Here is a 21,954-nt window from a genome sequence, read left to right as displayed (position 1 = left end):
CACACCCGGATCCGTTCGCACCCCGCCGTGTCCGGGGAGGGCAGCACCGCCCACCTTCAACCACCAACGGGTGGAGGTGAAAACCCCTCCGTGGCTGAGGTTCACACGCTCGGGGCCGGGGTCCACAACCCCCGGGTCTGAGCGGGCAGCGCGGGTCCTACGGCCGACCCGCGCGTTCCTGCCCGGGCACACCCGGATCCGTTCGCACCCCGCCGTGTCCGGGGAGGGCAGCACCGCCCACCTTCAACCACCAACGGGTGGAGGTGAAAACCCTCTATGGCCGAGGTTCACAACCCCCTGGTGACAGCGGCGATTCTTAGGCTCCGCTTACGGTGACCAACGGGTACGTTGGCCGCGTGAGTACCGCACCAGGAGACAACGACAGCCCCGACCGCAACCCCCTCACCCCGAACGAGGCCCCGAAGCCGACGTTCGAGCCCGGGGTCGCGCCGGAAGTGCCCGACTCCGGGGCGGCCCACCCGTCCGACTCCGGCCCACCGACCGGCGAGGCCGCCGACACGAGGGAGGCCGAGGCCGAGGCCGCCGCGGTGACCGCGGCGCCGCACGCACCGGCGGCCTCCGGCGTGTTCTCGACGGAGACCTTCGGCATCGTCGGACTCGTGCTCCTCGCCGTGACCCTGTTCTCCGGCCAGCTGCTGGAGATCCTCACCAGCATGCTCCTCGTCGACGGCCAGCCCATCGGCGCGGACCAGATCACGCAGATCCGCACGCAGATCATGCTCGGCGGCGCCGTGGCGCTGCTCACCGTGGTGGTGTCCGCGCTCGCGCTGGTGCTCGCCGACTCGAGGACCCGGCCGTGGGGGCGCTGGGTGTCCGCAGCCGCGTTGATCGCCGGACTCCTGTTCGTGGCCGTCGCCGCCGTGTCCTACCTGCTCATCCCCGAGGCGGCCCCGATGATGCCGCCCGTGATGGAGTGACCGCGGGCCCGTGCGCGGAACACCCCGGAGCGGGTCCCGGACGAGCGGTCGCCGAACGGCCGCGCGTCCCCGGGGCCCGCTCCTGTGTCGTTTCCCGTACGGCTCCGACCCCTCCGTGATTGACGCACCCAGAAACTGCAACTATCTTGGTGTCCGTTAACGGCTCGACGGGAAAGGGGCGGACGTGAGCGTCAACAGCCGGAGCGCGGTCGCGATCCACGCGCTGACCTACCTGGCCCGCCGGGGGGACGAACTGCCGCGGTCCTCCGCCGACATCGCCGAGAGCCTGGAGAGCAACCCCGTGGTCGTCAGGCGCATCCTCGGGCGCCTGCGCGACGCCTCGCTGGCGTGGTCCACCGAGGGGCGGGGAGGCGGCTGGCGCCTCGCGCGCCCGGCGGAGGACATCAGCCTCTACGACGCCCACGCGGCGGTCGCGGACGGTCCCCTCCTCCCCCTGCACTCCCACCCCCCGAGCGCGGGGTGCGTCATCGGCAGGCACATCCAGTCCCTGCTCGAAGTGGAATTCGCACAGGCGGAGCAGGCCCTGCGGGACCGACTCGGCCGCACGACCGTCGCCGACATGCTCGCCCAGGTCCTCGAGCGCGAGCGCACCCTCGGCGCACCGCGCTCCTAAATCGGGCGGAAGGGAGACCTTCCGCCTTTTTTTCGCCCAAAACTGCCACCAAATTAGTTGCAGTAAGTGAGAGTCAAGGTGAACACATGAGACCGACGCCGGCCTCCGCGCCCCCCGCCCCCTCGACGTCCGCGCTCTTGGCGGTGCTCGTCGCGGCCATGCTCCTCATGGTCGTCGCCAGCGACATGGTCGGGCTCGTCCTACCCCTCATGGGAGAGCAGTTCGCAGCCTCGGAAGCACAGCTCGCCTGGGTCGTCACCGGCTTCCTCCTGGTCTTCTCGGTCGGCATCCCCGTCTACGGCCGCGTCTCCGACCGCGTCGGCCTCCGGAGCTTGTTCCGCGGGGCCCTGCTGGTCTACGCGGCGGGCAGCCTGGTCTGCGCCCTCGCACCGACGCTGCCGCTCCTCGTCCTCGGACGGCTGGTGATGGGGGCGGGCGCCGCCGCGGTCCCGGTCCTGTCCGTCATCGCCGTCACCCGGGTCCTCCCGCCCGGCAGGAGAGGCACGGGGATCGGGTTCGTCTCCGCCGCGGGAGGCGCGGGCGCCGCCCTCGGCCCGTCCATCGGGGGCGGAATCGGTGAACTCCTCGGGTGGCCCGCGCTCTTCTGGATCACCATGGCGGGCGCGCTGCTGCTGGCCGCCGCCTCACGGGTGCTGCCCGACGACGCCCCCGGGGACGCGCGGCCCTTCGACCTGCTCGGCGGCGTCCTCCTCGGTCTGGCGGCCGGTCTCGTCCTGTTCGGGGTGACCCGGGGGCAGGAGAGCGGCTTCGACTCGCCGTCGTCGTACGGGAGCGTCCTGGCCTCCGCCACCGCGGCCGCGCTGTTCGCATGGCGCACCGTCCGCTCCGAGCAGCCGTTCGTCCCGCCGGCGCTGTTCGCCGACCGGGTCTACGTGTCGGCCGTGGCCACCGTGTTCCTGGCCATGTTCGTGAACATGACCGCCCTCGTGTTCGTCCCCCTGCTCGTCGTCGGCGTGAACGGTCTCGGTCCCGGAGCGGGAAGCCTCGTGATGATCCCGGGCGGGGTCGCGCTGGCGGTCCTGTCCCCGCTGGCGGGCCGGGTCGCCGGGTCCGCGGCGGCGCGGTGGTGGGTGGTCGGGGGCCTGGCTCTGATGGGCGCCTCGACGTTCCACCTCTCCGTCCACGGGGCGTCGCCCGCCGCCGCCGCGCTCGGCGTGGTGGGCGTGGGCGCGGGCTTCGCCTTCGTGGCCACCCTCGTCACGGACAGCGCGGCCGGCGCCCTTCCCCCCGACCGGGTGGGTGTCGGCATGGGTGTCCTCCAGGGCGCCCAGTTCCTGGGGGCCGGTACGGGACCGGCGCTGATCGGCGCCCTGGTCGCGGCCCGCCAGGCGGGCGGGCACGACGCCGTCAACCCGCTCCACACCCTCGCGGCCCCCGCGTACTCGGACGCCTTCCTGGCGGTGACCCTGGTGGCCGTCCTCGGAGCGGCGTCCGCGCTCGGCCTGGCCCGGCGCCCCACCGGGCCGGCGGCGGACCCCGTACGGACCTGACCGGCGGCCCCCGGAAACCGCGGGGACGGCGGGGCCGCTCGCCGGGAGCCGCACGGTTCCCCGACCGACCGGTCGCGGGGCGGCCACCCGACCGGTGGCTGCCCCGCGGCCGGTCCCGGGCCGCGAGGGGTCCGGGCTCAGGCGATGCGGTCGATGACCAGCGGGGCGGCCTCGTGGCGCCCGTCCTGGTCGATCCCGAACGCGCCCTCCAGGGCCTGCGCCGCCCGCTCGAACCGCGCCTCCTCGTCCGCGTGCAGGGTGAACAGGGGCTCCCCCGCCTGCACCCGCTCCCCCGGCTTGGCGTGCAGTGTCACCCCGGCCCCGAAGGAGACCGCGTCCTCCTTGCGCGCCCGTCCCGCGCCCAACCGCCACGCCGCCAGCCCCACCTGGTAGGCGTCCAGCCGGGTGACGGTGCCCGACGCCGGGGCGAGCACCGTGCGCCGCTCGGCGGCCACCGGCAGGGGTGCGTCCGGGTCGCCCCCCTGCGCCCGGATCAGCCGCTTCCACGACGCCAGCGCGCTCCCGTCCCGCAGGGCCTCGGCCGGGTCCTTGACACCGTTCCCGCCGGGGGTGAGGCCTGCCGCGGCCAGCATCTCCCGGGCCAGGGCCACGGTCAGCTCCACGACGTCGGCGGGGCCGCCGCCGGAGAGCACCTCCACCGCCTCGGCGACCTCCAGGGCGTTGCCGACCTGGCGCCCCAGCGGCGCCTCCATGTCGGTGAGCAGCGCCACGGTGCGGACCCCGTGGTCGTTGCCGATGTCCACCATGGTGCGGGCCAGCTCGCGGGCGGACCCGGCGTCCTTCATGAACGCGCCCGATCCCACCTTGACGTCGAGGACGAGCGCCCCGGTGCCCTCGGCGAGCTTCTTGCTCATGATGGAGGCGGCGATGAGCGGGATCGACTCGACCGTCCCGGTGACGTCGCGCAGCGCGTACAGCTTGCGGTCGGCGGGGGCCAGGCCGGTCCCCGCGGCGCAGATCACGCCGCCCGTGGCCTCCAGCACGCCGCGCATCTCCTCCGCGGTCAGCGACGCGCGCCACCCGGGGATCGACTCCAGCTTGTCCAGCGTGCCGCCGGTGTGGCCGAGCCCGCGCCCGGACAGCTGCGGCACGGCGGCCCCGCACGCGGCGACGGTCGGGGTGAGCGGCAGGGTGATCTTGTCGCCGACCCCGCCGGTGGAGTGCTTGTCGGTGGTGGGCCGGTCCAGGCCGGAGAAGTCCAGCCGGTCCCCGGACGCGAGCATCGCCTCGGTCCACCGGCCCACCTCGGCACGGTTCATCCCGCGCAGGAAGACCGCCATGGCCAGCGCCGACATCTGCTCCTCGGCCACCGCCCCCCGCGTGTAGGCGTCGATCACCCAGTCGATCTGCCCGGGGGTGAGCTCTCCCCCGTCGCGCTTGGCCCGGATGATCTCGATGACGTCCATGTCTGTTCCTTTCACCTGGCGGGAACTTCGGCGGCACACAGGTCTCCCCGGCCGCCGCCGGGCGGGCGGGGACCGGGGAGACGGCGGGCACCGGCTATGTGAGGTTGTCCGGACCGAAGGCCTGCGGCAGGATCCGGTCCATGGACAGGATCCCCTCCGGGGTGTCCACGAGCAGGTGCGGCCCGCCGTGCTCGAACAGGAGCTGCCGGCAGCGGCCGCACGGCATGAGGACGCCGCCCCGCCCGTCCACGCAGGCGAACGCCGTCAGGCGCCCTCCCCCGGAGGCGTGCAGGGCGCTGACGAGCCCGCACTCGGCGCACAGGCCGACGCCGTACGACGCGTTCTCCACGTTGCAGCCGCTGACCACCCGGCCGTCGTCGACCAGGGCCGCCGCTCCCACCGGGTAGTTCGAGTAGGGCGCGTAGGCGTGCGACATGGCCTCGCGTGCGGCGGCCCGCAGCGCCTCCCAGTCCACCGTGTCCGCGCCGGGCGGGCCGGCCGTCGGTGTGTGGCTCATGACCGGCTCGCCCTCCACTGCTTGCCGACCCCGGCGGGGGGCCGGAGCCTCTGGGAGGCCAGCGAGAGCACCAGGAGCGTCGCGATGTGCGGGCTGTAGGTGGCCAGCTCCCGCGGCAGGGAGTCGGTCGAGAGGTACCAGACCAGCAGCAGGACGCCGGTGAGCACGGCGGCGACCGCCAGGCCCTTGCGGTCCTTGCGCACCTGCCAGACCGCCACCGCGAGCAGCGCCACCGCCAGGAGCAGCAGCAGGGCGTGGATCGCCGCACCGCCGCCGCGGATCTGGAGGGCGTCGGTGTAGCCGAACAGGCCGGCGCCCATGGCGAGGCCTCCCGGGCGCCAATTGCCGAAGATCATGGCGGCCAGGCCGATGTAGCCGCGGCCGCCGGTCTGCCCCTCCTGGTAGATCTGCGACGCCACGATGGCCAGGAACACCCCGCCCATGCCGGCGAGCCCGCCGGAGATGACCACGGCGACGTACTTGAGGCTGTACACCGGCACGCCGAGGGACTCGGCGGCGTCGGGGTTCTCGCCCACCGAGCGCAGCCGCAGGCCGAAGGTGGTTCGCCACAGCACGAGGTAGGTCACCGGGATCATCATGATCGCGATGAACGTCAGGGCCGACATGCGGGTGGTCAGGCCGATCACCAGCGACGCCAGGTCGCTGACCACGAAGATCCCGCTGCCCGCCACGGGCGCGAGCGCGTCGGCGACGAACGGGAGGTTCCACACCGGGAACGGCGGCGTGGTCGGCGACTGGGCGGCCCCCGCGCCGGGCACGTCGGAGTAGACCAGGATCGACAGGTAGCGCATCGCGCCGAGCATGAGGATGTTGATGGCCACGCCGGACACGATGTGGTCGACCGCGAAGGTGACCGTCGCCACGGCGTGCAGCAGGCCCCCGGCCATGCCGGCCAGGACACCGGCCAGCAGGCCCATCCACGGGTTGTCGGTCGACCAGGCGAAGTAGGCCCCGAACCAGGTGCCCAGGATCATCATGCCTTCGAGGCCGATGTTGATGACGCCCGCCCGCTCGGCCCACAGGCCGCCCAGGGCCGCCAGGCCGATGGGCACCGCGAAGGTGATGGTGGTGCGGATGGTGCCCGCGTCGGTGAGCATGTCCTGGCCGGTGATGACGCGCAGCCCCGCCAGGGACACCAGCACCGCGCCGAACAGGGTGAGGAAGCGCCAGCGCGACCAGCCTCCCGGCCTGGGCGGCGCCTTGACCGGTTCCATCACGTTGAGTTCCTGGCTCACTGGGCCTCCCCGTCGCGCTTGCCGTCGGAGCCGGGGGCCGTGTCGCCCCCGCCGTCGGCGGACCCGTCCTCGGACGCCGTGCCGGAGGGCACGGCCTGCGCGGGTTCAGTGGTGGACTCGGCGGTGGCGCCGAGCTGGTTGCCGATCTGCTGCTGCTGGTAGCGGCGGCCCCAGCGGTGCACGACCTCGTAGACCACGACGACGGTGAGCACGATGGTGGCCTGGGAGATGACCGCGATCTCCTGGGGGATCCCGTCGAAGGGCAGGATGCCCGCCGCCTGGTTCAGGAACGACCAGAAGAGGGCGGCGAAGACGATGCCGACCGGGTGGTTGCGGCCCAGCAGCGCGATGGCGATGCCGATGAAGCCGATGCCGGTCGGGAAGTCCAGGGCGTAGTAGTGCGAGCTGCCCAGCAGCTGGGGCAGGCCGACCAGCCCGGCGACCATGCCCGAGAAGAGCATGGACAGGAACACCATCTTCTTGACGTTGACGCCGCTGGCCTCGGCGGCCGACTGCGACTGGCCGGTGGCCCGCAGCTCGAACCCGAAGCGGGTGCGGTTGAGCATCACCCAGTAGCCGATGCCCACGGCGACCGCGAGGAGGACGAAGCCGAAGATCTCCTGCTCGGAGCCGAGGAAGCCCGCCGGGATGCCGGGCACCCACGACGACTCGGGCATCGGCGGGGTGCCGATGTTGTTGGTGCTGATCTCCACCGCGAGGCGGTCGGTGCTGAGCAGGTAGGCGGTGATGCCGGTGGCGATGGCGTTGAGCATGATCGTGGAGATCACCTCGGAGACGCCCCGGGCCACCTTGAGGTACCCCGCGATGCCCGCCCACGCGCCGCCGACGGCGACGGCCGTGGCGATGACGACGATCTGGCTGAGCACCGGGGGCAGGACCACGTAGCCGCCGACGGCGGCCGCGAGCAGGGCCGCGAGCCGGTACTGCCCGTCGACGCCGATGTTGAACAGCTTCATCTTGAAGCCGATCGCCACGGCCACGGCGGCCAGGTAGTAGGTGGTGCCGTCGTTGATGATCTTGACCAGGCTGTTGGGCCTGGTGCCGTACTCGATCATCCGCGCGAAGGTGGGCAGCGGCGGGATGCCGCTGAAGAAGAGGACGGCGGCCGTGACTCCGATCGCGATGACCCCGGCGGCGAGGACCGCGGCGAAGGACAGCGCGAGCATGGCGGACAGCCGGTGGAACAGCGTGAACGCCACGGCCGAGCCGACGAGCGCGCCCAGGGCGGCGGCGACCGGCTCGATCAGGGACAGGTCCAGGAACCAGGCGGACAGCAGCCCGGAGACCACCGCCAGCACCAGCGCGGTCGGCACGACCAGGGTCGTGTGGAGCGTGGTGCCCTGCTCCTTCGTGCCGTCGGCCCCGGCCCTGCGCTCGTCCGGGACCAGCGGTCCGGACCAGGCCACGAAGGCGAAGGCCGCCGCGACGCCGATGATCAGCGCGGCCCACCACAGCAGCGCGAGATCGAGGGCGGCGGTGACCCCGACGCCGAGGACGACGGCGACGGCCGCCGCGGCCGGGGCGGGCAGGGTCCTGTCGGGGCGGGGAATCCTACTCATGATCCGCCCTCGTTCCCGTTTCGGTCGGCACCGTCAGCACCGCTGTCACCTTCTGTGCTCGCGTCGCCCCCGCCCAGCCCGGCCCCGGTCATGGCGGAGCCCAGCTGTTCGGGTGTGACGGTGGTCGGGTCGGCCTGCGCGACCAGGCGGCCGCGCAGGATCACGTGCAGGGTGTCGGACATGCCGATCAGCTCGTCCAGGTCGGCGGAGACCAGCAGCACCGCCAGGCCGGCCGCGCGGGCGTCGCGCAGCTGCTCCCAGATGGCGGCCTGGGCGCCGACGTCCACACCGCGGGTGGGGTGGGCGGCCACCAGGAAGCGCGGGGAGCCGCTCATCTCCCGGCCGATGATGAACTTCTGCTGGTTGCCGCCGGACAGGGCGTCGGCGATCACGTCGATGTTGGGGGTGCGCACGTCGTACTCGGCGACGATGCGCTCGGAGTCGGCGCGCGCCCCGGCCCTGTCGATCCAGGGGCCGCGCACGCTGGGCGCCTTGGTCTGGTGGCCGAGGATCCGGTTCTCCCACAGGGGGGACTCCAGCAGCACGCCGTGCCGGTGCCGGTCCTCGGGGATGTAGCCGACCCCCGCCTCGCGGATGCGCAGCGTGGACCAGGACGTGATGTCGTCCGTGCCCAGGGAGATCGTCCCCGAGGTCAGCGGGCGCATGCCCATGATGGCCTCGATCAGCTCCGACTGGCCGTTGCCCTCGACGCCGGCGATGCCGACGATCTCGCCCTCGCGGATGTCCACGGTGACGCCGTCGACGACGGCGCGGCCGTCGGCGGAGCTGACGGTGACCCCGTCCAGGGACAGGACGACGTTGTCGGTGACGGTCGACTCGCGCAGCTCGGGGACGGGGAGCTCGCCGCCCACCATCAGCGTGGCCAGTTCCCGGGCGGTGGTGGTGCCCGGGTCGGCCGTGGCCACGGTGGTTCCCCGCCGGATCACGGTGATCTCGTCGGCGACGGAGAGCACCTCGTCCAGCTTGTGCGAGATGAAGATGACGGTGAGGCCCTCGCGCTTGAGCTCGCGCAGGTTGTCGAACAGTTCGTCGACCTCCTGCGGGACCAGGACCGCGGTGGGCTCGTCGAGGATGATGGTCCGGGCGCCCCGGTAGAGCACCTTGAGGATCTCCACCCGCTGGCGCTCCCCGACGCCCAGGTCCTCCATGAGCCGGTCGGGGTCGACCCCGAGCCCGTACTGGGAGGAGAGCTCCCGGATGTGCGCGCGGGCGCGGTTGCCGATGCCGAAGCGGCGTTCGGCTCCGAGCACCACGTTCTCCAGCACGGTCAGGTTGTCGGCGAGCATGAAGTGCTGGTGCACCATGCCGATGCCGTGTTTGATGGCGTCGGAGGGCGAGTTGAGCCGCACCTCCGCGCCCCTGACGTAGATCTGTCCCTCGTCCGGCCGGTGCATGCCGTACAGGGTCTTCATCAGCGTGGACTTCCCGGCACCGTTCTCGCCGACGATGGCGTGCACGGTGCCCGGGGCCACGGTGATGTCGATGTCGTGGTTGGCCACGACCCCGGGAAAACGCTTGGTGATCCCGCGCAGCTCAACGGCGGGGGGCGCCAGGGCCCCGTTGCCCGGTGGCGTGCTGCTCATCTGTCTCCTCGTGAACGTGCGGCGTGGCGCGGACCGCCGGGCCGGGGGCTCCCGGCGGGCGCCACCGTCGCGGAACGGCAACCGGGGCGGCACCGGGACCGGGGGACTCCCCCTGTCCGGTACCGCCCTTGGATGCGGCCGCCGCGGGCCCCGCCCGCGGCGGCTCCGCGCGGGGCGCGGCCCCCGGACACCCATCCTGCTACGCGAGCGGCGGTATCCGCGGGACACGCCCGGAGGGCGCGGCCTACGGCGCGGTCGGGACCTCGATCTCGCCGTCGATGATCTGCTGCTTGATCGCGTCCAGCTCCTCCTGGATGGGGCTGATCGCCTCCTCGTTGGAGGTCGTGTAGTCCACACCGCCGTCGGCCAGCTCGAAGCGCTGGATGCCGCCCTCGGGGGTGCCCTCCACCGTGCTGTTGATGAGCTCGAACACGGCGACGTCCACCTGCTTGATCGCGGAGGTGAGCACGTACGGCTTCTGGTTGTCCTCGGCGTTCTCGTACTGGTCGCTGTCCACGCCGATGAAGGTGAAGTCGTTCTCCACCGCGGACTCCAGGACGCCGTTGCCGGAGGCGCCGGCGGCGTGGTAGATCACGTCCGCGCCGCGGTCGTACTGGGCCTGGGCCAGCTCGCGCCCCTTGGCCGGGTCGCTGAAGCCGCTGAAGTCCGGCGGCTGGCTGAGGTAGTCGACCTCGACGGTGATGTCCTCGGTGACGTGCTCGGCGCCCGCGACGTAGCCGGCCTCGAACTTGTGGATCAGCGGGGTCTCGACGCCGCCCACGAAGCCGACGTGGTCCTCCTCGGAGGTCAGAGCGGCGGCGGCGCCGGCCAGGAAGGAGGCCTGCTCCTCGGCGAAGACCAGGCTGGTGACGTTGTCGACGTCCTCGATCTCGGAGTCCACGATGGCGAAGTGCACGTCCGGGTACTCGGGCGCGACGGCTCGGACGGCCCCGTCGTAGGCGAACCCGACGGCGATGACCAGGTCGTAGCCCTCGTCGGCCATGGTCGCCAGGCGCTCCTCCTTGGCGGAGTCGGCCTCTCCGTCGGAGGGCTCGAAGTCCTGGGTCTCGACGCCGAGCTCCTCGGCGGCCTGCTCGAGGCCGCGGTAGGCGGAGTCGTTGAACGAGCGGTCGCCGCGGCCGCCGACGTCGTAGGCCAGGCCGACGCGCACGTCGGCCGAGTCCCCCTCGCCGCCGTCGCCGGAACCGTCGGCCTCCTCCGCTGCACTGTCGCACGCGGTGAGGGCCAGCACACCCGCCGCCGCCACCGCGGCGAACTTGACTGCGTTGCTGCGCTTCACTGGTAACTCTCCCCTTCGCCCTCTCAGCGGCCCACATTCCGTACGACCGAACTGAGTTCTGCGGTCGGACAATATCCGGTGGCCGAAAGTACACCTAACCAACAGGCGGAGTTGTTATGAAGGCGAGAGCGTAGTGAAACGGGGTCTTACCCGGAAGTTACCGAACACTCGCCGGAAGCGGTCGGCCGGGTTTGTGTTCCGGGTTTTGACCTCCCGTTCCCCGGACCCCGCGGGCATTACTACGCATTGCTCCACGGTGTTCACCCGTTGTCACACCAGCACGTGGGGGCGGGCCGGTCTAGACCGGTATGCGCCGCCTCAGGCGAGGAGGAAGTCCACCACCGCCTGCCGGAAGGCGCGGGAGGACACGGCGTTGCCGTGGTCGCGCCCGGGAACCTCCACGTGCACGCCGCCGCAGCGCCCGGCGAGCCCGGCGGCGCCCTCGGCGACGGCGTCCCGCTCCCCCGAGACGAGCAGGAGCGGAACGCCGTTCAGCAGCGGGTCGGAGCTGAAGGGGCGGGAGGCCTGACCGCGCGCGCACGCCGCGAGCGCCGCGGTGTCGTTGCCGGGGAGGGCCGCGACCGCGCGGTAGACGCGGTCGAACGGGGAGTCGCCGGAACCGGGTTCGGACAGGTCGGTCCCGGCGAAGGCGTTAACGGGTCCGAAACCGCCCAGGGCCACACGCCTCACCCGTTCCCGCATGGTCAGCGCCAGTTCCCACCCCAGGCGGGAACCCATCGAGTAGCCCACCACGTCGACCCTCTCCACGCCCAACTCGTCGAGCAGGGAAACGAGATCCGCGACAAAGTGTTCGGGCAGGTAGAAAGCCTCCTCCACGGGTTTGTCGCTGGAACCGTGGCCGCGCAGATCCGGACCGATCACCCGTAGCCCTGCGGACTCCAGCGCCCGGGTCCACCCGGTGGCACGCCAATTCATGTCGAAATCGGTGCCGAAACCGTGCAGCAGAAGAACCGGCACCGCATCCGCCGGGGCACGCGGAGGCAAATCCACATAGCGCATTGTCACGTCGCCGGTGAGTTTTGCGGACATGAATCCCACTCCATTAAATTCTGAAGAACTTGCCGGGCCGCCCGAGGCCCTGTCGGATATTCCTATGAACGGCTCCCCCTGGGGGGCGCCGCCGTTCGTGCGGACCTCCCAACGGCACCGGCGGTCCGGCCGGCACGGCGGCGGCGGGTCAGGCCGTCGGGGGCTTCAGGCGCACCCGGCGGGCGGGCCGGGCCTCCTCCGGGGGGACCCGGCCGACGATGCCCGCCCGGGGCGCCTCGTCGGCCGCCTCCACCGCGAAGGTCACCAGGGGGTCGCCCACCGGGACCACCTGGTCCTCCGCCGCGTGCAGTTCGGCGATCCGGCCCGCCTGGGGCGAGGGGATGACGACGGCCGACTTGGTCGTCTCCACCTCCACGAGGGGGGCGTTGCGCGCCACGACGTCGCCGACGGCGACCTGCCACTCCAGGACCGTCGCCTCGACGAGCCCCTCTCCCAGGTCGGGGAGGGTGAAGGTGATGCTCTCTTCTGCCATGGTCTGTCTAGTACTCCAGGGTCCGTTGGACCGCGAGCAGGATGCGGTCGATGGTCGGCAGGTACTGGCCCTCCAGGGGCCCGGCCGGGTAGGGCACGTCGAACCCGGTGACGCGCTGGACGGGCCCGGACAGGTCGCGGAAGCAGTTCTCGGTGACGAGCGCGGCGACCTCCGCCCCGAGCCCTGCGGTCAGCGGCGCCTCGTGCACGACCACGGCGCGCCCGGTGCGCGACACCGAGGCGGCGAGCCCCGCGGTGTCGACGGGCTTGAGCCAGCGCAGGTCCAGGACCTCCAGGTCCACCCCGTCCTCGGCGGCCAGTTCGGCCACCTGGAGGCACTTGTGCACCATGGCGCCCCAGGCGACGAGGGTGGCGTGGCTGCCCTCGCGCACCACACGGCTGGTGCCGATGGGGTCGCTGGGCTCGCGCAACCGGACGGGCCTGCGGTCCCAGTAGCGGGCCTTGGGCTCCATGAAGACGACGGGGTCGTCGGAGCGCACCGACTGGAGGAGCAGGGTGTAGGCCTCGGCCGGGTCGGAGGGCGCGACGACCTTGAGCCCGGGGGTGTGCGCGAAGAGCGCCTCCAGGCTCTCCCCGTGGTGCTCGGGCGCCTGGATGCCGCCGAAGGAGGGCAGCCGGAGCGTGATCGGCATCGGCGCCGATCCCCGCGTCCGGTAGTTCATGCGCGCCACCTGGTTCACGATCTGGTCGATCGCCGGATAGGCGAAGCCGTCGAACTGGAGCTCGGGCACGGGCCTCCAGCCGTTCATCGCCAGTCCCACCGCCATCCCCATGATCGCGGACTCGGCCAGGGGGGTGTCGAAGACACGCTTGTCGCCGAACTCCCGCTGGAGCCCGTCGGTGACGCGGAAGACCCCGCCGAGGGCTCCGACGTCCTCGCCGAAGACCAGGACGTCCGGGTCCTCGGCGAGCAGGGTGCGCAGGGCGCGGTTGACGGCCTGCTGCATGGACAGCTCGACGGGCGGGGCCCCGGCGGCGTCGGGGCCGGCCCCGGCCCGTTCGATCAGCTCGGTCACAGCTCGACCTCTTCCTGCCAGGTGCGGTGCTGACGGGTCAGCTCCTCGGTGGTCTCCCGGAAGACGTGGGTGAAGAGCTCGGAGCCGTGGGGCTCCGGGGCCCCGGCCACGCCGTCGCGGATCTCCTCCGCGCGCCCGGCGGCCTCGGCGTCGGCCTCGGCCAGGTCGGCCTCGTCGGCGTGCCCGGCCGCGAGGACGGCCGCGCGCAGCAGGGCGACGGGGTCGCGGTGCACCCGCCAGTGCTCCGCCTCGGTGTCCTCCCGGTAGCGGCCGGGGTCGTCGGAGGTCGAGTGCGGCTCCACCCGGTAGGTGAGCGCCTCGATGAGCGTCGGCCCCCCGCCGGAGCGGGCGCGGGCGACCGCCTCGGCGGTGGCCTCGTACACGGCCCCCGCGTCGTTGCCGTCGACGACGGCCCCGGGCATGCCGTAGCCCTCGGCCCGCGCGGCGACGGATCCGCCGGCGACCTGGCGCTCGTTGGGCACCGACAGCGCCCACCGGTTGTTCTGGCAGAAGAACACGACCGGCGCCCCGAAGACCCCGGCGAAGTTCATCGCCTCGTGGACGTCGCCCTCGGAGCTGGCGCCGTCGCCGAAGTAGGAGAGGGCCACCCCGTCGCCGCCGCGCAGCCGCTCCCCCACGGCCCAGCCGACGGCGTGGGGGACGGGCCCGCCGACCACGGCGTTGACCGCGCCGAACCGGGAGGCCATGACGTCGTAGAGGCCGCCGTGCCACAGGGCGCGGTGGCTCGCCATGTAGCCGACCATGTCCACGCCGTAGGCCAGCGCGGAGGCCATCTCGCGGTAGGTCGGGAAGACGAAGTCGCGCTCGGGGTCGAGCGCCGTGGCGCTCGCGACCTGGGCGGCCTCCTGTCCCCGCACGGACACGTAGGCGGGGAACACGCCCTGGCGCTGGAGGGCGACGGCCTCGGCGTCGAGGTCGCGCGCCGTCCGCATGGCCTGGTACAGGGCGCGGGTGAGGTCCGGCCGGAGGTGGTCCACGCTGATGTGTTCGGGTGCGGCCGATGCGTGGGCGGGCGGGACCGGGCGCACGGGGCCTCCGTCGAGGGGGGTGTCCCCGTGCTTCCCCCGGAGCGGTCCCCGGGGCGATGGTGAGCGGCGGGCGGGCATGTCGAGCGGCTCCCAACGTGGCCCGCCGCGCGTGGTGGCGCGTCCGGACCGGGTGGCGTCTGTCCTCTACGGCGATTCTCCGGACAACTCGACACTTGCGCTAGATATTCAGGAATAGTTGAAACAAAAGAGAACGAAGACCGCCATCACGTTCTTGAATGTCTAACATAGGACCTGGTTCACCTGCGAAAACGACACGGTGACCTATACAGCGCTTACTGTCACCAACCCTCACGAACACCGGGGCATCACCCGAAAACCCCTCGGTTCCGTCGGAGGTAGGGCCTATCATCACGGAACCATCGCGGTTGACTACCAGGGGTGCGTGTTCGACGCCGAGCGCGTACGTTCGGATCAGCCCGACCACCGAGCCAGGGAACGCCCCCCACGACACGACACATGAGGCCGGAAACGGCCGCCGAGCAAGAAGTTCCGTCACCGCCCGGACACGCCGGCGCGGTTACCCGCCGGTCGGGGAAACCCGCCGCCCGCCGTCCGCGTCAACCATGGGTACAGTCGGACTCCCCGCCGACACGCGCCCCGCACTCCGGATCTCCCGAGACGGTTCCCCCGCCCCCGCCCTCCCGGTACGCCACCTCCCGGTGACCGGCCGGACACCCATCCGGACCCCATCTCGCCGACTGAGACTCCGATGGACGCAAACAACGTTTACCTGGTAGTTCGTTAGCCCCGGTCCACGAAGAGGGAAGGGGCTCCATCCTGAGAACAAGAGCACACGAGGAGACCCACATGGCCATGGGCGACCAGCGCAGGAACGGCCGGCGGCCGGACACGACCGACCAGACGATCCTGAGCGCCCTCGCCAAGGACGCGCGAACAGGCATCACCGAGATCGCCGCCCTGGCCAACGTCTCCCGAGCCACGGCCTACAACCGCATCAAGCGGCTCACCGACGAGGGCGTCATCCGCGGGTACTCCGTGGTGACCGACCACTCCAAGATGGGGCTCGGCGTCACCGCGCTCGTCCTCATCTCGGGCAGCCAGCCGGACTGGCGGGCCAACCGGGAGATCCTGTCCTCGTACCCCGAGATCGAGTACTGCTGGTACGTGGTCGGCTCGGCGGACATCGTCCTCCTCGTCCGCGTGGCCAACACCAACCAGCTGCGCGACCTCATCCTGACCCGTCTGCAGTCGCTTCCCGGTGTGACGTCCACCCAGACGCTCACCGTCATCGACGAGGTCGTGCACCGGCCGGTCGTGGAACCCTCGGACGGCGAGTGAGGCCCCTCATCCCCTGACCGCCCCGGCGACCGAGGCCATCAGCTCGGCGAGCATGTCCGAGCCACGCGCGCGGATGGCCGCGACGTCGTCCCCCACCTCCAGCACCACCTCGGCGTACGCCTTCAGCTTGGGCTCGGTCCCCGAGGGACGCAACGTCACGCGTCCCCACGCCCCGCCCTCCAGCCGGAAGCGCAGTGCGTCCGTCGGCGGCAGTCCCGCGTGTCCGCCGGCGAAGTCGTCGACCCCCGCGACCGCGAGGGGGCCGAACGCGGTGGGCGGTTCGGCGCGCAGCCGCCGCATCGCCGCGGAGATGACCGACAGGTCGTCCACCCGCACCGAGAGCTGGTCGCTCAGGTGCAGTCCGTACCGGCGGGCCTGGTCGTCGAGCAGGTCGACCAGGGACCTGCCGCCCCTCTTCGCGTCGTCCGCGAGCGCCGCCGCCACCAGGGCCGCTCCCACCCCGTCCTTGTCGGCGACCGGGCGGCCCCCGTCCCCTCCCACGCAGTAGCCGAGGGCCTCCTCGAAGGCGAAGACCCGCCGCTGCCCGGGACCCCCCGCGCGGGCCAGCCACTTGAAGCCCGTCAGCGTCTCCTCGTAGTGCACGCCGCGGTCGGCGGCGATCTTGCCCAGCAGGCTGGACGAGACGATCGAGGTGGCCACCACGCGGTCCGGCCCGGAGGTGTGGTCCAGCACGTACTCGGCGAGCAGCCCCCCGACCTCGTTGCCGGTGAGCAGGCCGTGCCCGGGGACGGCGAGCGCGAGCCGGTCGGCGTCCGGGTCGTTGGCGATGACCAGGTCGGCGCCGTCGGCGGCGCCGGCCGCCGTCGCCAGGTCCATCGCACCGGGTTCCTCGGGGTTGGGGAACTCCACGGTCGGGAAGTCGGGGTCCGGGTCGAACTGCTCCCGGACCACGGACGGGCGGGCGAACCCGGCCCGCTCCATCGCGGCGAGGAGCACCCTGCCGCCCACCCCGTGCATGGCGGTGTAGGTGGTGGCCAGCGCGCGCTCGCGCCGGGGGACGAGCGCGGTGACCGCCGCCAGGTAGCGGTCCACGGCCTCCTCCCCCAGCACCGTCCACCCCTCCCCCAGGGGGAGGTCGCCGACCGGTCCCGCGGCGTCGATGGCGGCGGAGATCTCGGTGTCCACCGGGGAGACGATCTGGGCCCCCGCGTCGTCCCCCGTCCCGCCGGCGTACACCTTGTAGCCGTTGTCCTGCGGCGGGTTGTGGCTCGCGGTCACCATGATCCCGGCGTCCGCCCCCAGGTCCCGGACGGCGAACGCCAGCACGGGGGTGGGCAGCGGCCCGGGCATCAGGGACACCCGGTGCCCGGCCCCGGTGAGCACGGCGGCGCTGTCGCGGGCGAAGTCCGCCGACCGGTGCCGGGCGTCGTAGCCGACGACCACGTGGGCCCCGGCGCCGCCCCTGCCCCGCAGCCAGGCGGCGATGCCGGCCGCGGCCCGCATCACCACCACGCGGTTCATCCTGTTGGGGCCCGCTCCCAGGGCTCCGCGCAGGCCGGCGGTCCCGAACTCCAGGCGTGCGCCGAAGCGGTCGGCGAGACCGGCCAGGGCGGCGGCCTCGCCCCTGCCGGCGCGCTCCAGCAGCCCCCGCAGCTCCTCGCGGGTGGCGGGGTCGGGGTCCTGGGCGAGCCACTCCCGGGCGAGGGCGGCGGTGTCGGCGGTCATCGGTCCCGTTCCCTCAGAGCCCGGCGACGATGTCGGCGAGCAGGCGGCCGACGGTTCCCGCGGACTCCCGGCCCGTGGCGAGCACGTCCTCGTGGTCGAGGTTGGCGCCCTCCAGCCCGGCGGCGATGTTGGTGACGAGCGACAGGCCGAGGACCTGGGCGCCCGCCTCGCGGGCGGCGATCGCCTCCAGGACGGTGGACATGCCGACCAGGTCGGCTCCCATGGCGCGGAGCATGCGGATCTCGGCGGGGGTCTCGAAGTGCGGGCCGGGCATGGCCGCGTAGACGCCCTCGGGCAGGTCCGGGTCCACCCTGCGGGCCAGCTCGCGCAGGGCCGGGGTGTAGGTCTCGGTGAGGTCCACGAAGGTGGCGCCGGTGAGCGGCGACCTCGCGGTCATGTTGAGGTGGTCGGCGATCAGCACCGGGGAGCCCACCGCGTAGGCGGGGTTGATGCCGCCCGCGGCGTTGGTCAGGACGACGGTCCGGGCCCCGGCGGCCACGGCCGTGCGCACGCCGTGCACGACCGCGTCCGTGCCGTGGCCCTCGTACAGGTGGGTGCGGCCCAGGAAGGCGAGCACGCTGCGGCCGCCGTCGCGGATGCTGCGGATCGTGCCGCTGTGCCCCTCCACCGCGGGGGGCCGGAAGCCCGGCAGGTCGGAGGCGGCCAGCTCGTGCCCCGAGTCGCCGAGCAGGTCGGCGGCGGGCGCCCATCCCGATCCCATGACCAGGGCGACGTCGTACTCGTCGACGCCGGTGCGCGAGCGCAGCTCCGCGGCGGCGTCCTCTGCGGCGGCCTGGGGTGTGCGAGTCACTGGGTGCTCTCCGTTCGTTCGTGCCGCGCCGGCGGCGCGGGGTGTCGCCCCGGTGCGCGGGGGGCGGGACATGACCGGTCGGGGGCGGCCCGGCCCGTCCGCCGGCGCCACCGCTCCTCCGCGCGCGGACCGGCGCCCGCTCCGGGGCGCCGGTCCCCCTTCTCTACACCCCGACGGGGTGCCACACCGTCTTGGTCTCCAGGAAGGGGGTCATGCGCGAGGTGCCCGGGTCGGGGTCGAGCCAGGCGTCCTCTCCCCCGCCGGGCGCGGGCCGGGGCCGCAGCACCCGGGTGAGGGTGGTCGCCGCAGCCCGCTCGAACTCGACCGCCAGCTCCCCGGAGCCGGCGAGGTCCAGGGCGTTGACGTCGGCGTGGGAGGCCAGGTGCGGTCCGATCTCGCCCACCCTGCCGGTCAGCAGGTTGACCACCCCGCCGGGGAGGTCGGAGGTGGCGAGCACCTCGGCCAGGTCGACGGCGGCCAGGGGCGCGGTCTCGGACGCGACCACCACCGCCGTGTTGCCGGTGGCGACGACCGGCGCGATCACGGAGGTCAGGCCGAGCAGCGGCGCGTCCTGGGGCGCGAACACGGCCACCACGCCGGTCGGCTCGGGGGCCGAGTGGTTGTAGAAGGGGCCCGCCACGGGGTTGGCGCCGCCGAGCACCTGGGCGAACTTGTCGGTCCAGCCCGCGTAGTACACCCACCGGTCGACGGCGGCGGAGACCACCCGGTCGGCGTCCGCGCGGGACAGCCCCTGCGCGGCCGCCGCTTGGGCGGCGAACTGCTCCCGCCGGCCCTCCAGGACCTCCGCGACCCGGTACAGGACCTGGCCCCGGTTGTAGGCGGTGCGCGACGACCAGCCCCCGAAGGCCTTGCGGGCCGCGGTGACGGCGTCGCGCGCGTCCTTGCGCGACGCGAGGGAGGCGTTGGCCAGGTGTTCGCCGCTCGAGGAGGTCACGGGGTAGCTCCTGCCCGACTCCGAGCGGGGGAAGGCCCCGCCCACGTAGAGCTTGTAGGTCTTGCGGACCGCGAGGCGCGCGGGCACGCCGGACGCGGGGGCCGCGCTCCCTCCCCGGCCCTCGGCGGCCTCGGCCGCGCCCCTGCCGGCCTTCCCGGTACTCCGCCGCTCAGCCAAGGTAGGCCTCCAATCCGTGCCGTCCGCCCTCGCGGCCGTATCCCGACTCCTTGTAGCCGCCGAAGGGGCTGGTGGGGTCGAACTTGTTGAACGTGTTGGACCAGACCACGCCCGCGCGCAGGCGCTCGGCGGTCCACAGCATGCGGGAGCCCTTCTCGGTCCACACGCCCGCGGAGAGGCCGTAGGGGGTGTTGTTGGCCTTCTCCACCGCCTCCTCGGGGGTGCGGAAGGTCAGGACGGACAGGACGGGCCCGAAGATCTCCTCGCGGGCGACCCGGTGGGCCTGGCTGACGCCGGTCAGGACCGTGGGGGCGAACCAGTAGCCGTTCTCCGGCAGGTCGCAGGCGGGCGACCAGCGCTCGGCGCCCTCGGCCTCCCCGGTGTCGGTGATCTCGCGGATCCGCTCCAGCTGGGCGGCGGAGTTGATCGCCCCGATGTCGGTGTTCTTGTCCAGGGGGTCGCCCAGGCGCAGCTTGGAGATCCGCGCCTTGAGCAGCGGGAGGAACTCCTCGGCGACCGACTCCTGGACCAGCAGCCGGGATCCCGCGCAGCACACGTGGCCCTGGTTGAAGAAGATGCCCGAGACGACGCCCTCGACGGCCTGGTCGATCGCCGCGTCGTCGTAGACGATGTTGGCGCCCTTGCCGCCCAGTTCGAGGGTGAGGCGCTTGCCGGTGCCCGCGACGGAGCGGGCGATCCGGCGCCCCACCCCGGTGGAGCCGGTGAAGGCCACCTTGTCGGCGCCGGGGTGCTCGACCAGGGCCTGCCCGGTCTCGCCCGCACCGGTCAGGATGTTGACCACGCCCGGGGGCAGCTCGGCCTCCTGGCAGATCTGGGCGAAGACCATCGCGGTGAGCGGGGTGGTCTCGGCCGGCTTGAGGACCACGGTGTTGCCGGTGGCCAGGGCGGGTGCCACCTTCCACGCGAGCATGAGCAGCGGGAAGTTCCACGGGATGACCTGCGCGGCGACGCCGAGCGGCTTCGGGTCCGGGCCGAGGCCCGCGTGCGCGAGCTTGTCGGCCCACCCTGCGTAGTAGAAGAAGTGCGCGGCGACCAGCGGCACGTCGACGTCGCGGGTCTCCTTGATGGGCTTGCCGTTGTCCAGCGACTCCAGCACGGCCAGTTCGCGCGAGCGCTCCTGGACGATGCGGGCGATGCGGAACAGGTACTTGCCGCGTTCGGCACCGCTCATCCGGCCCCACACGGTCTCCTGGGCGCGGCGGGCGGCGGCGACGGCGCGGTCGACGTCGGCGGGCCCGGCGACGGCGACCCGCGCGAGCGGGGTCTCGTCGGCGGGGTTGAGGGTGGTGAGGTACTCCCCGCCCTCGGCGGGGGAGAACCCTCCGTCGACGAACAGGTCGTAGGTCTCGCGCAGGGCGACGACGGAGCGGGACTCCGGTGCGGGCGCGTACTCGAAGATCACGGCTCTAGTCCAGCGTGTAGTAGTCGGGGCCCGGGTAGGTGCCGGTGGTCAGCCTGGTGCGCTGCATGAGCAGGTCGTTGAGGAGGCTGGAGGCGCCGATCCGGAACAGGTCGGGGGTCAGCCAGTCGGGGCCGGCGACCTCGTTGACCATGACCAGGTTGCGGACGGCGTCCTTGGTGGTGCGGATGCCCCCGGCGGGTTTGACGCCCACGCGCCGCCCGGTGTCGGCGTGGTGGTCGCGGACGGCCTCCAGCATCACCAGGGTGACCGGCGGCGTCGCGGCCGGGGACACCTTGCCGGTGGAGGTCTTGACGAAGTCGGCCCCGGCCCGGATCGCCAGGTGCGAGGCGCGCCGGACGTTGTCGTAGGTGACGAGCTCGCCGGTCTCCAGGATGACCTTGAGGTGCGCGGCGCCGCAGGCCTCCTTGACGGCGGCGATCTCCTCGAAGACCTTGAGGTAGTCGCCGGACAGGAACGCCCCCCGGTCGATGACCATGTCGATCTCGCTCGCGCCGTCGGCGACGGCGCGGCGGGTGTCGGCGAGCTTGACCTCCATCGGGGCCCGGCCGGACGGGAAGGCGGTGGCCACCGAGGCCACCCCGATCCCGGTGCCGCCCAGCGCCGCGACGGCGGTGGCGACCATGTCCGGATAGACGCACACGGCGCCGACGCGCGGCACGGTGCGGTCCGAGGGGTCGGGGTTGGCGGCCTTGGCGCACAGGGCCCGGACCTTGCCGACGGTGTCGGCCCCCTCCAGGGTGGTCAGGTCGACCATGCTGATGGCCAGGTCGACGGCCCTGGCCTTGGCGGTGGTCTTGATCGACCGGGTCGCCAGGTCCTGGGCCCGGGACCGCGCGCCGACCTCGTCCACGCCCGGAAGTCCGTGCAGGAACGCCCTGAGGGCGCGGTTGGTCGTCGCCTCGGGCGCGAATGCGGTGTGGGGCACGGGCACCTACTGCTCGATCGGGTTGCTGGCCGGTCCGCCCGCCGAGGTCGGCGGAAGCGGTTCGGGGAAGCGTGCGCGAAGGCCCGTTCCCCGGGCGTCCGGCCGGGGTCGCCCCCGGGGCCGGGCACTCAGGCAGTCACCATAACCCCGGGCGGAGCGACCGTCAGTATCCGCCCTGAGGGCATTGCCGAAGGTTGGAGAAGCCTCCAACCAGGACCGGTGAGCCGAGTGGTGGTTTCCT

Annotated in this window: 19 protein-coding genes; 4 read left to right on the top strand and 15 right to left on the bottom strand. The window is 72.9% G+C overall.

All coding sequences use genetic code 11. The features are described 5' to 3' along the window. Window positions 1-356 precede the first annotated feature (356 nt). The 3 genes from OUQ99_RS08110 (at window position 357) to OUQ99_RS08100 (ending at window position 3,083) form a co-directional block, all read left to right on the top strand. A complete protein-coding gene (locus tag OUQ99_RS08110; RefSeq protein ID WP_267948810.1) occupies window positions 357-938 on the top strand; it encodes a hypothetical protein in 582 nt (193 codons plus the stop codon). Window positions 939-1,122: 184 nt separating this feature from the next. Further along, window positions 1,123-1,572, top strand: coding sequence for an Rrf2 family transcriptional regulator (locus OUQ99_RS08105; RefSeq protein WP_267948809.1), 450 nt, complete (start codon window positions 1,123-1,125; stop codon window positions 1,570-1,572). 86 nt (window positions 1,573-1,658) lie between these two features. Continuing rightward, window positions 1,659-3,083 carry an MFS transporter gene (locus tag OUQ99_RS08100; RefSeq protein WP_267948808.1) on the top strand — a complete coding sequence of 475 codons (1,425 nt, stop codon included), beginning with the start codon at window positions 1,659-1,661 and terminating at the stop codon, window positions 3,081-3,083. Window positions 3,084-3,220: 137 nt separating this feature from the next. Here OUQ99_RS08100 and OUQ99_RS08095 read toward each other — a convergent pair whose 3' ends face one another. From OUQ99_RS08095 to OUQ99_RS08050, 10 genes are all read right to left on the bottom strand, one after another. Beyond that, a complete protein-coding gene (locus OUQ99_RS08095; RefSeq protein ID WP_267948807.1) occupies window positions 3,221-4,510 on the bottom strand; it encodes a thymidine phosphorylase in 1,290 nt (429 codons plus the stop codon). Between the two features lie 94 nt (window positions 4,511-4,604). Beyond that, window positions 4,605-5,045 carry a cytidine deaminase gene (locus OUQ99_RS08090; protein ID WP_431061488.1) on the bottom strand — a complete coding sequence of 147 codons (441 nt, stop codon included), beginning with the start codon at window positions 5,043-5,045 and terminating at the stop codon, window positions 4,605-4,607. Next, window positions 5,024-6,283, bottom strand: a complete 1,260-nt coding sequence (locus OUQ99_RS08085; protein ID WP_267948805.1) for an ABC transporter permease — start codon at window positions 6,281-6,283, stop codon at window positions 5,024-5,026. Before OUQ99_RS08085 ends, OUQ99_RS08090 begins: the two co-directional genes overlap by 22 nt. Further along, on the bottom strand, window positions 6,280-7,863 hold the full coding sequence (locus tag OUQ99_RS08080) for an ABC transporter permease (RefSeq protein WP_267948804.1): 1,584 nt from the start codon (window positions 7,861-7,863) through the stop codon (window positions 6,280-6,282). Before OUQ99_RS08080 ends, OUQ99_RS08085 begins: the two co-directional genes overlap by 4 nt. Beyond that, window positions 7,860-9,467 (bottom strand): ABC transporter ATP-binding protein, encoded by a 1,608-nt coding sequence (locus tag OUQ99_RS08075; RefSeq protein WP_267948803.1) that lies wholly within the window; start codon window positions 9,465-9,467, stop codon window positions 7,860-7,862. The genes OUQ99_RS08080 and OUQ99_RS08075 overlap by 4 nt, the downstream gene beginning before the upstream one ends. Before the next feature lie 244 nt (window positions 9,468-9,711). Then, window positions 9,712-10,767: a BMP family lipoprotein gene (locus tag OUQ99_RS08070; RefSeq protein WP_267948802.1), complete on the bottom strand. Its 1,056-nt coding sequence runs from the start codon at window positions 10,765-10,767 to the stop codon at window positions 9,712-9,714. A 318-nt stretch (window positions 10,768-11,085) separates the two neighbouring features. After that, entirely contained in the window at window positions 11,086-11,817 is a 732-nt protein-coding gene (locus OUQ99_RS08065; protein WP_267948801.1) for an alpha/beta fold hydrolase, read from the bottom strand. 148 nt (window positions 11,818-11,965) lie between these two features. Then, window positions 11,966-12,310, bottom strand: a complete 345-nt coding sequence (locus OUQ99_RS08060) for a biotin/lipoyl-containing protein (protein ID WP_267948800.1) — start codon at window positions 12,308-12,310, stop codon at window positions 11,966-11,968. Between the two features lie 7 nt (window positions 12,311-12,317). Continuing rightward, window positions 12,318-13,346: an alpha-ketoacid dehydrogenase subunit beta gene (locus OUQ99_RS08055; protein WP_267948799.1), complete on the bottom strand. Its 1,029-nt coding sequence runs from the start codon at window positions 13,344-13,346 to the stop codon at window positions 12,318-12,320. Beyond that, window positions 13,343-14,344, bottom strand: coding sequence for a thiamine pyrophosphate-dependent dehydrogenase E1 component subunit alpha (locus tag OUQ99_RS08050; protein WP_267948798.1), 1,002 nt, complete (start codon window positions 14,342-14,344; stop codon window positions 13,343-13,345). The genes OUQ99_RS08055 and OUQ99_RS08050 overlap by 4 nt, the downstream gene beginning before the upstream one ends. Before the next feature lie 879 nt (window positions 14,345-15,223). Between OUQ99_RS08050 and OUQ99_RS08045 the strand changes: the two genes are divergently transcribed. Beyond that, window positions 15,224-15,715: an Lrp/AsnC family transcriptional regulator gene (locus OUQ99_RS08045; RefSeq protein WP_267948797.1), complete on the top strand. Its 492-nt coding sequence runs from the start codon at window positions 15,224-15,226 to the stop codon at window positions 15,713-15,715. Between the two features lie 6 nt (window positions 15,716-15,721). Here OUQ99_RS08045 and OUQ99_RS08040 read toward each other — a convergent pair whose 3' ends face one another. From OUQ99_RS08040 to deoC, 5 genes are all read right to left on the bottom strand, one after another. Then, on the bottom strand, window positions 15,722-17,401 hold the full coding sequence (locus OUQ99_RS08040) for a phospho-sugar mutase (protein WP_267948796.1): 1,680 nt from the start codon (window positions 17,399-17,401) through the stop codon (window positions 15,722-15,724). 13 nt (window positions 17,402-17,414) lie between these two features. Continuing rightward, a complete protein-coding gene (locus tag OUQ99_RS08035; protein ID WP_267948795.1) occupies window positions 17,415-18,212 on the bottom strand; it encodes a purine-nucleoside phosphorylase in 798 nt (265 codons plus the stop codon). A gap of 163 nt (window positions 18,213-18,375) precedes the next feature. Continuing rightward, window positions 18,376-19,344 (bottom strand): aldehyde dehydrogenase family protein, encoded by a 969-nt coding sequence (locus OUQ99_RS08030; RefSeq protein ID WP_267948794.1) that lies wholly within the window; start codon window positions 19,342-19,344, stop codon window positions 18,376-18,378. After that, window positions 19,337-20,767, bottom strand: a complete 1,431-nt coding sequence (locus tag OUQ99_RS08025; RefSeq protein ID WP_267948793.1) for an aldehyde dehydrogenase family protein — start codon at window positions 20,765-20,767, stop codon at window positions 19,337-19,339. Before OUQ99_RS08025 ends, OUQ99_RS08030 begins: the two co-directional genes overlap by 8 nt. Window positions 20,768-20,771: 4 nt before the next feature. Further along, window positions 20,772-21,719, bottom strand: coding sequence for a deoxyribose-phosphate aldolase (gene deoC / locus OUQ99_RS08020; protein WP_267948792.1), 948 nt, complete (start codon window positions 21,717-21,719; stop codon window positions 20,772-20,774). Window positions 21,720-21,954 lie beyond the last annotated feature (235 nt).

It is taken from the genome of Streptomonospora nanhaiensis, from assembly GCF_026642255.1.
In the GTDB taxonomy this organism is placed as follows: Bacteria; Actinomycetota; Actinomycetes; order Streptosporangiales; family Streptosporangiaceae; genus Nocardiopsis; species Nocardiopsis tropica.
This window is presented reverse-complemented; position numbering and strand designations above follow the sequence as displayed.

What these genes read in the sequence shown, in the direction of transcription:
- OUQ99_RS08075 (WP_267948803.1), bottom strand. Translation starts at nt 9,467, where the DNA reads ATGAGCAGCACGCCACCGGGCAACGGGGCCCTGGCGCCCCCCGCCGTT.
- OUQ99_RS08100 (WP_267948808.1), top strand. Translation starts at nt 1,659, where the DNA reads ATGAGACCGACGCCGGCCTCCGCGCCCCCCGCCCCCTCGACGTCCGCG.
- OUQ99_RS08040 (WP_267948796.1), bottom strand. Translation starts at nt 17,401, where the DNA reads ATGACCGCCGACACCGCCGCCCTCGCCCGGGAGTGGCTCGCCCAGGAC.
- OUQ99_RS08065 (WP_267948801.1), bottom strand. Translation starts at nt 11,817, where the DNA reads ATGTCCGCAAAACTCACCGGCGACGTGACAATGCGCTATGTGGATTTG.
- OUQ99_RS08060 (WP_267948800.1), bottom strand. Translation starts at nt 12,310, where the DNA reads ATGGCAGAAGAGAGCATCACCTTCACCCTCCCCGACCTGGGAGAGGGG.
- OUQ99_RS08045 (WP_267948797.1), top strand. Translation starts at nt 15,224, where the DNA reads ATGGCCATGGGCGACCAGCGCAGGAACGGCCGGCGGCCGGACACGACC.
- OUQ99_RS08080 (WP_267948804.1), bottom strand. Translation starts at nt 7,863, where the DNA reads ATGAGTAGGATTCCCCGCCCCGACAGGACCCTGCCCGCCCCGGCCGCG.
- OUQ99_RS08095 (WP_267948807.1), bottom strand. Translation starts at nt 4,510, where the DNA reads ATGGACGTCATCGAGATCATCCGGGCCAAGCGCGACGGGGGAGAGCTC.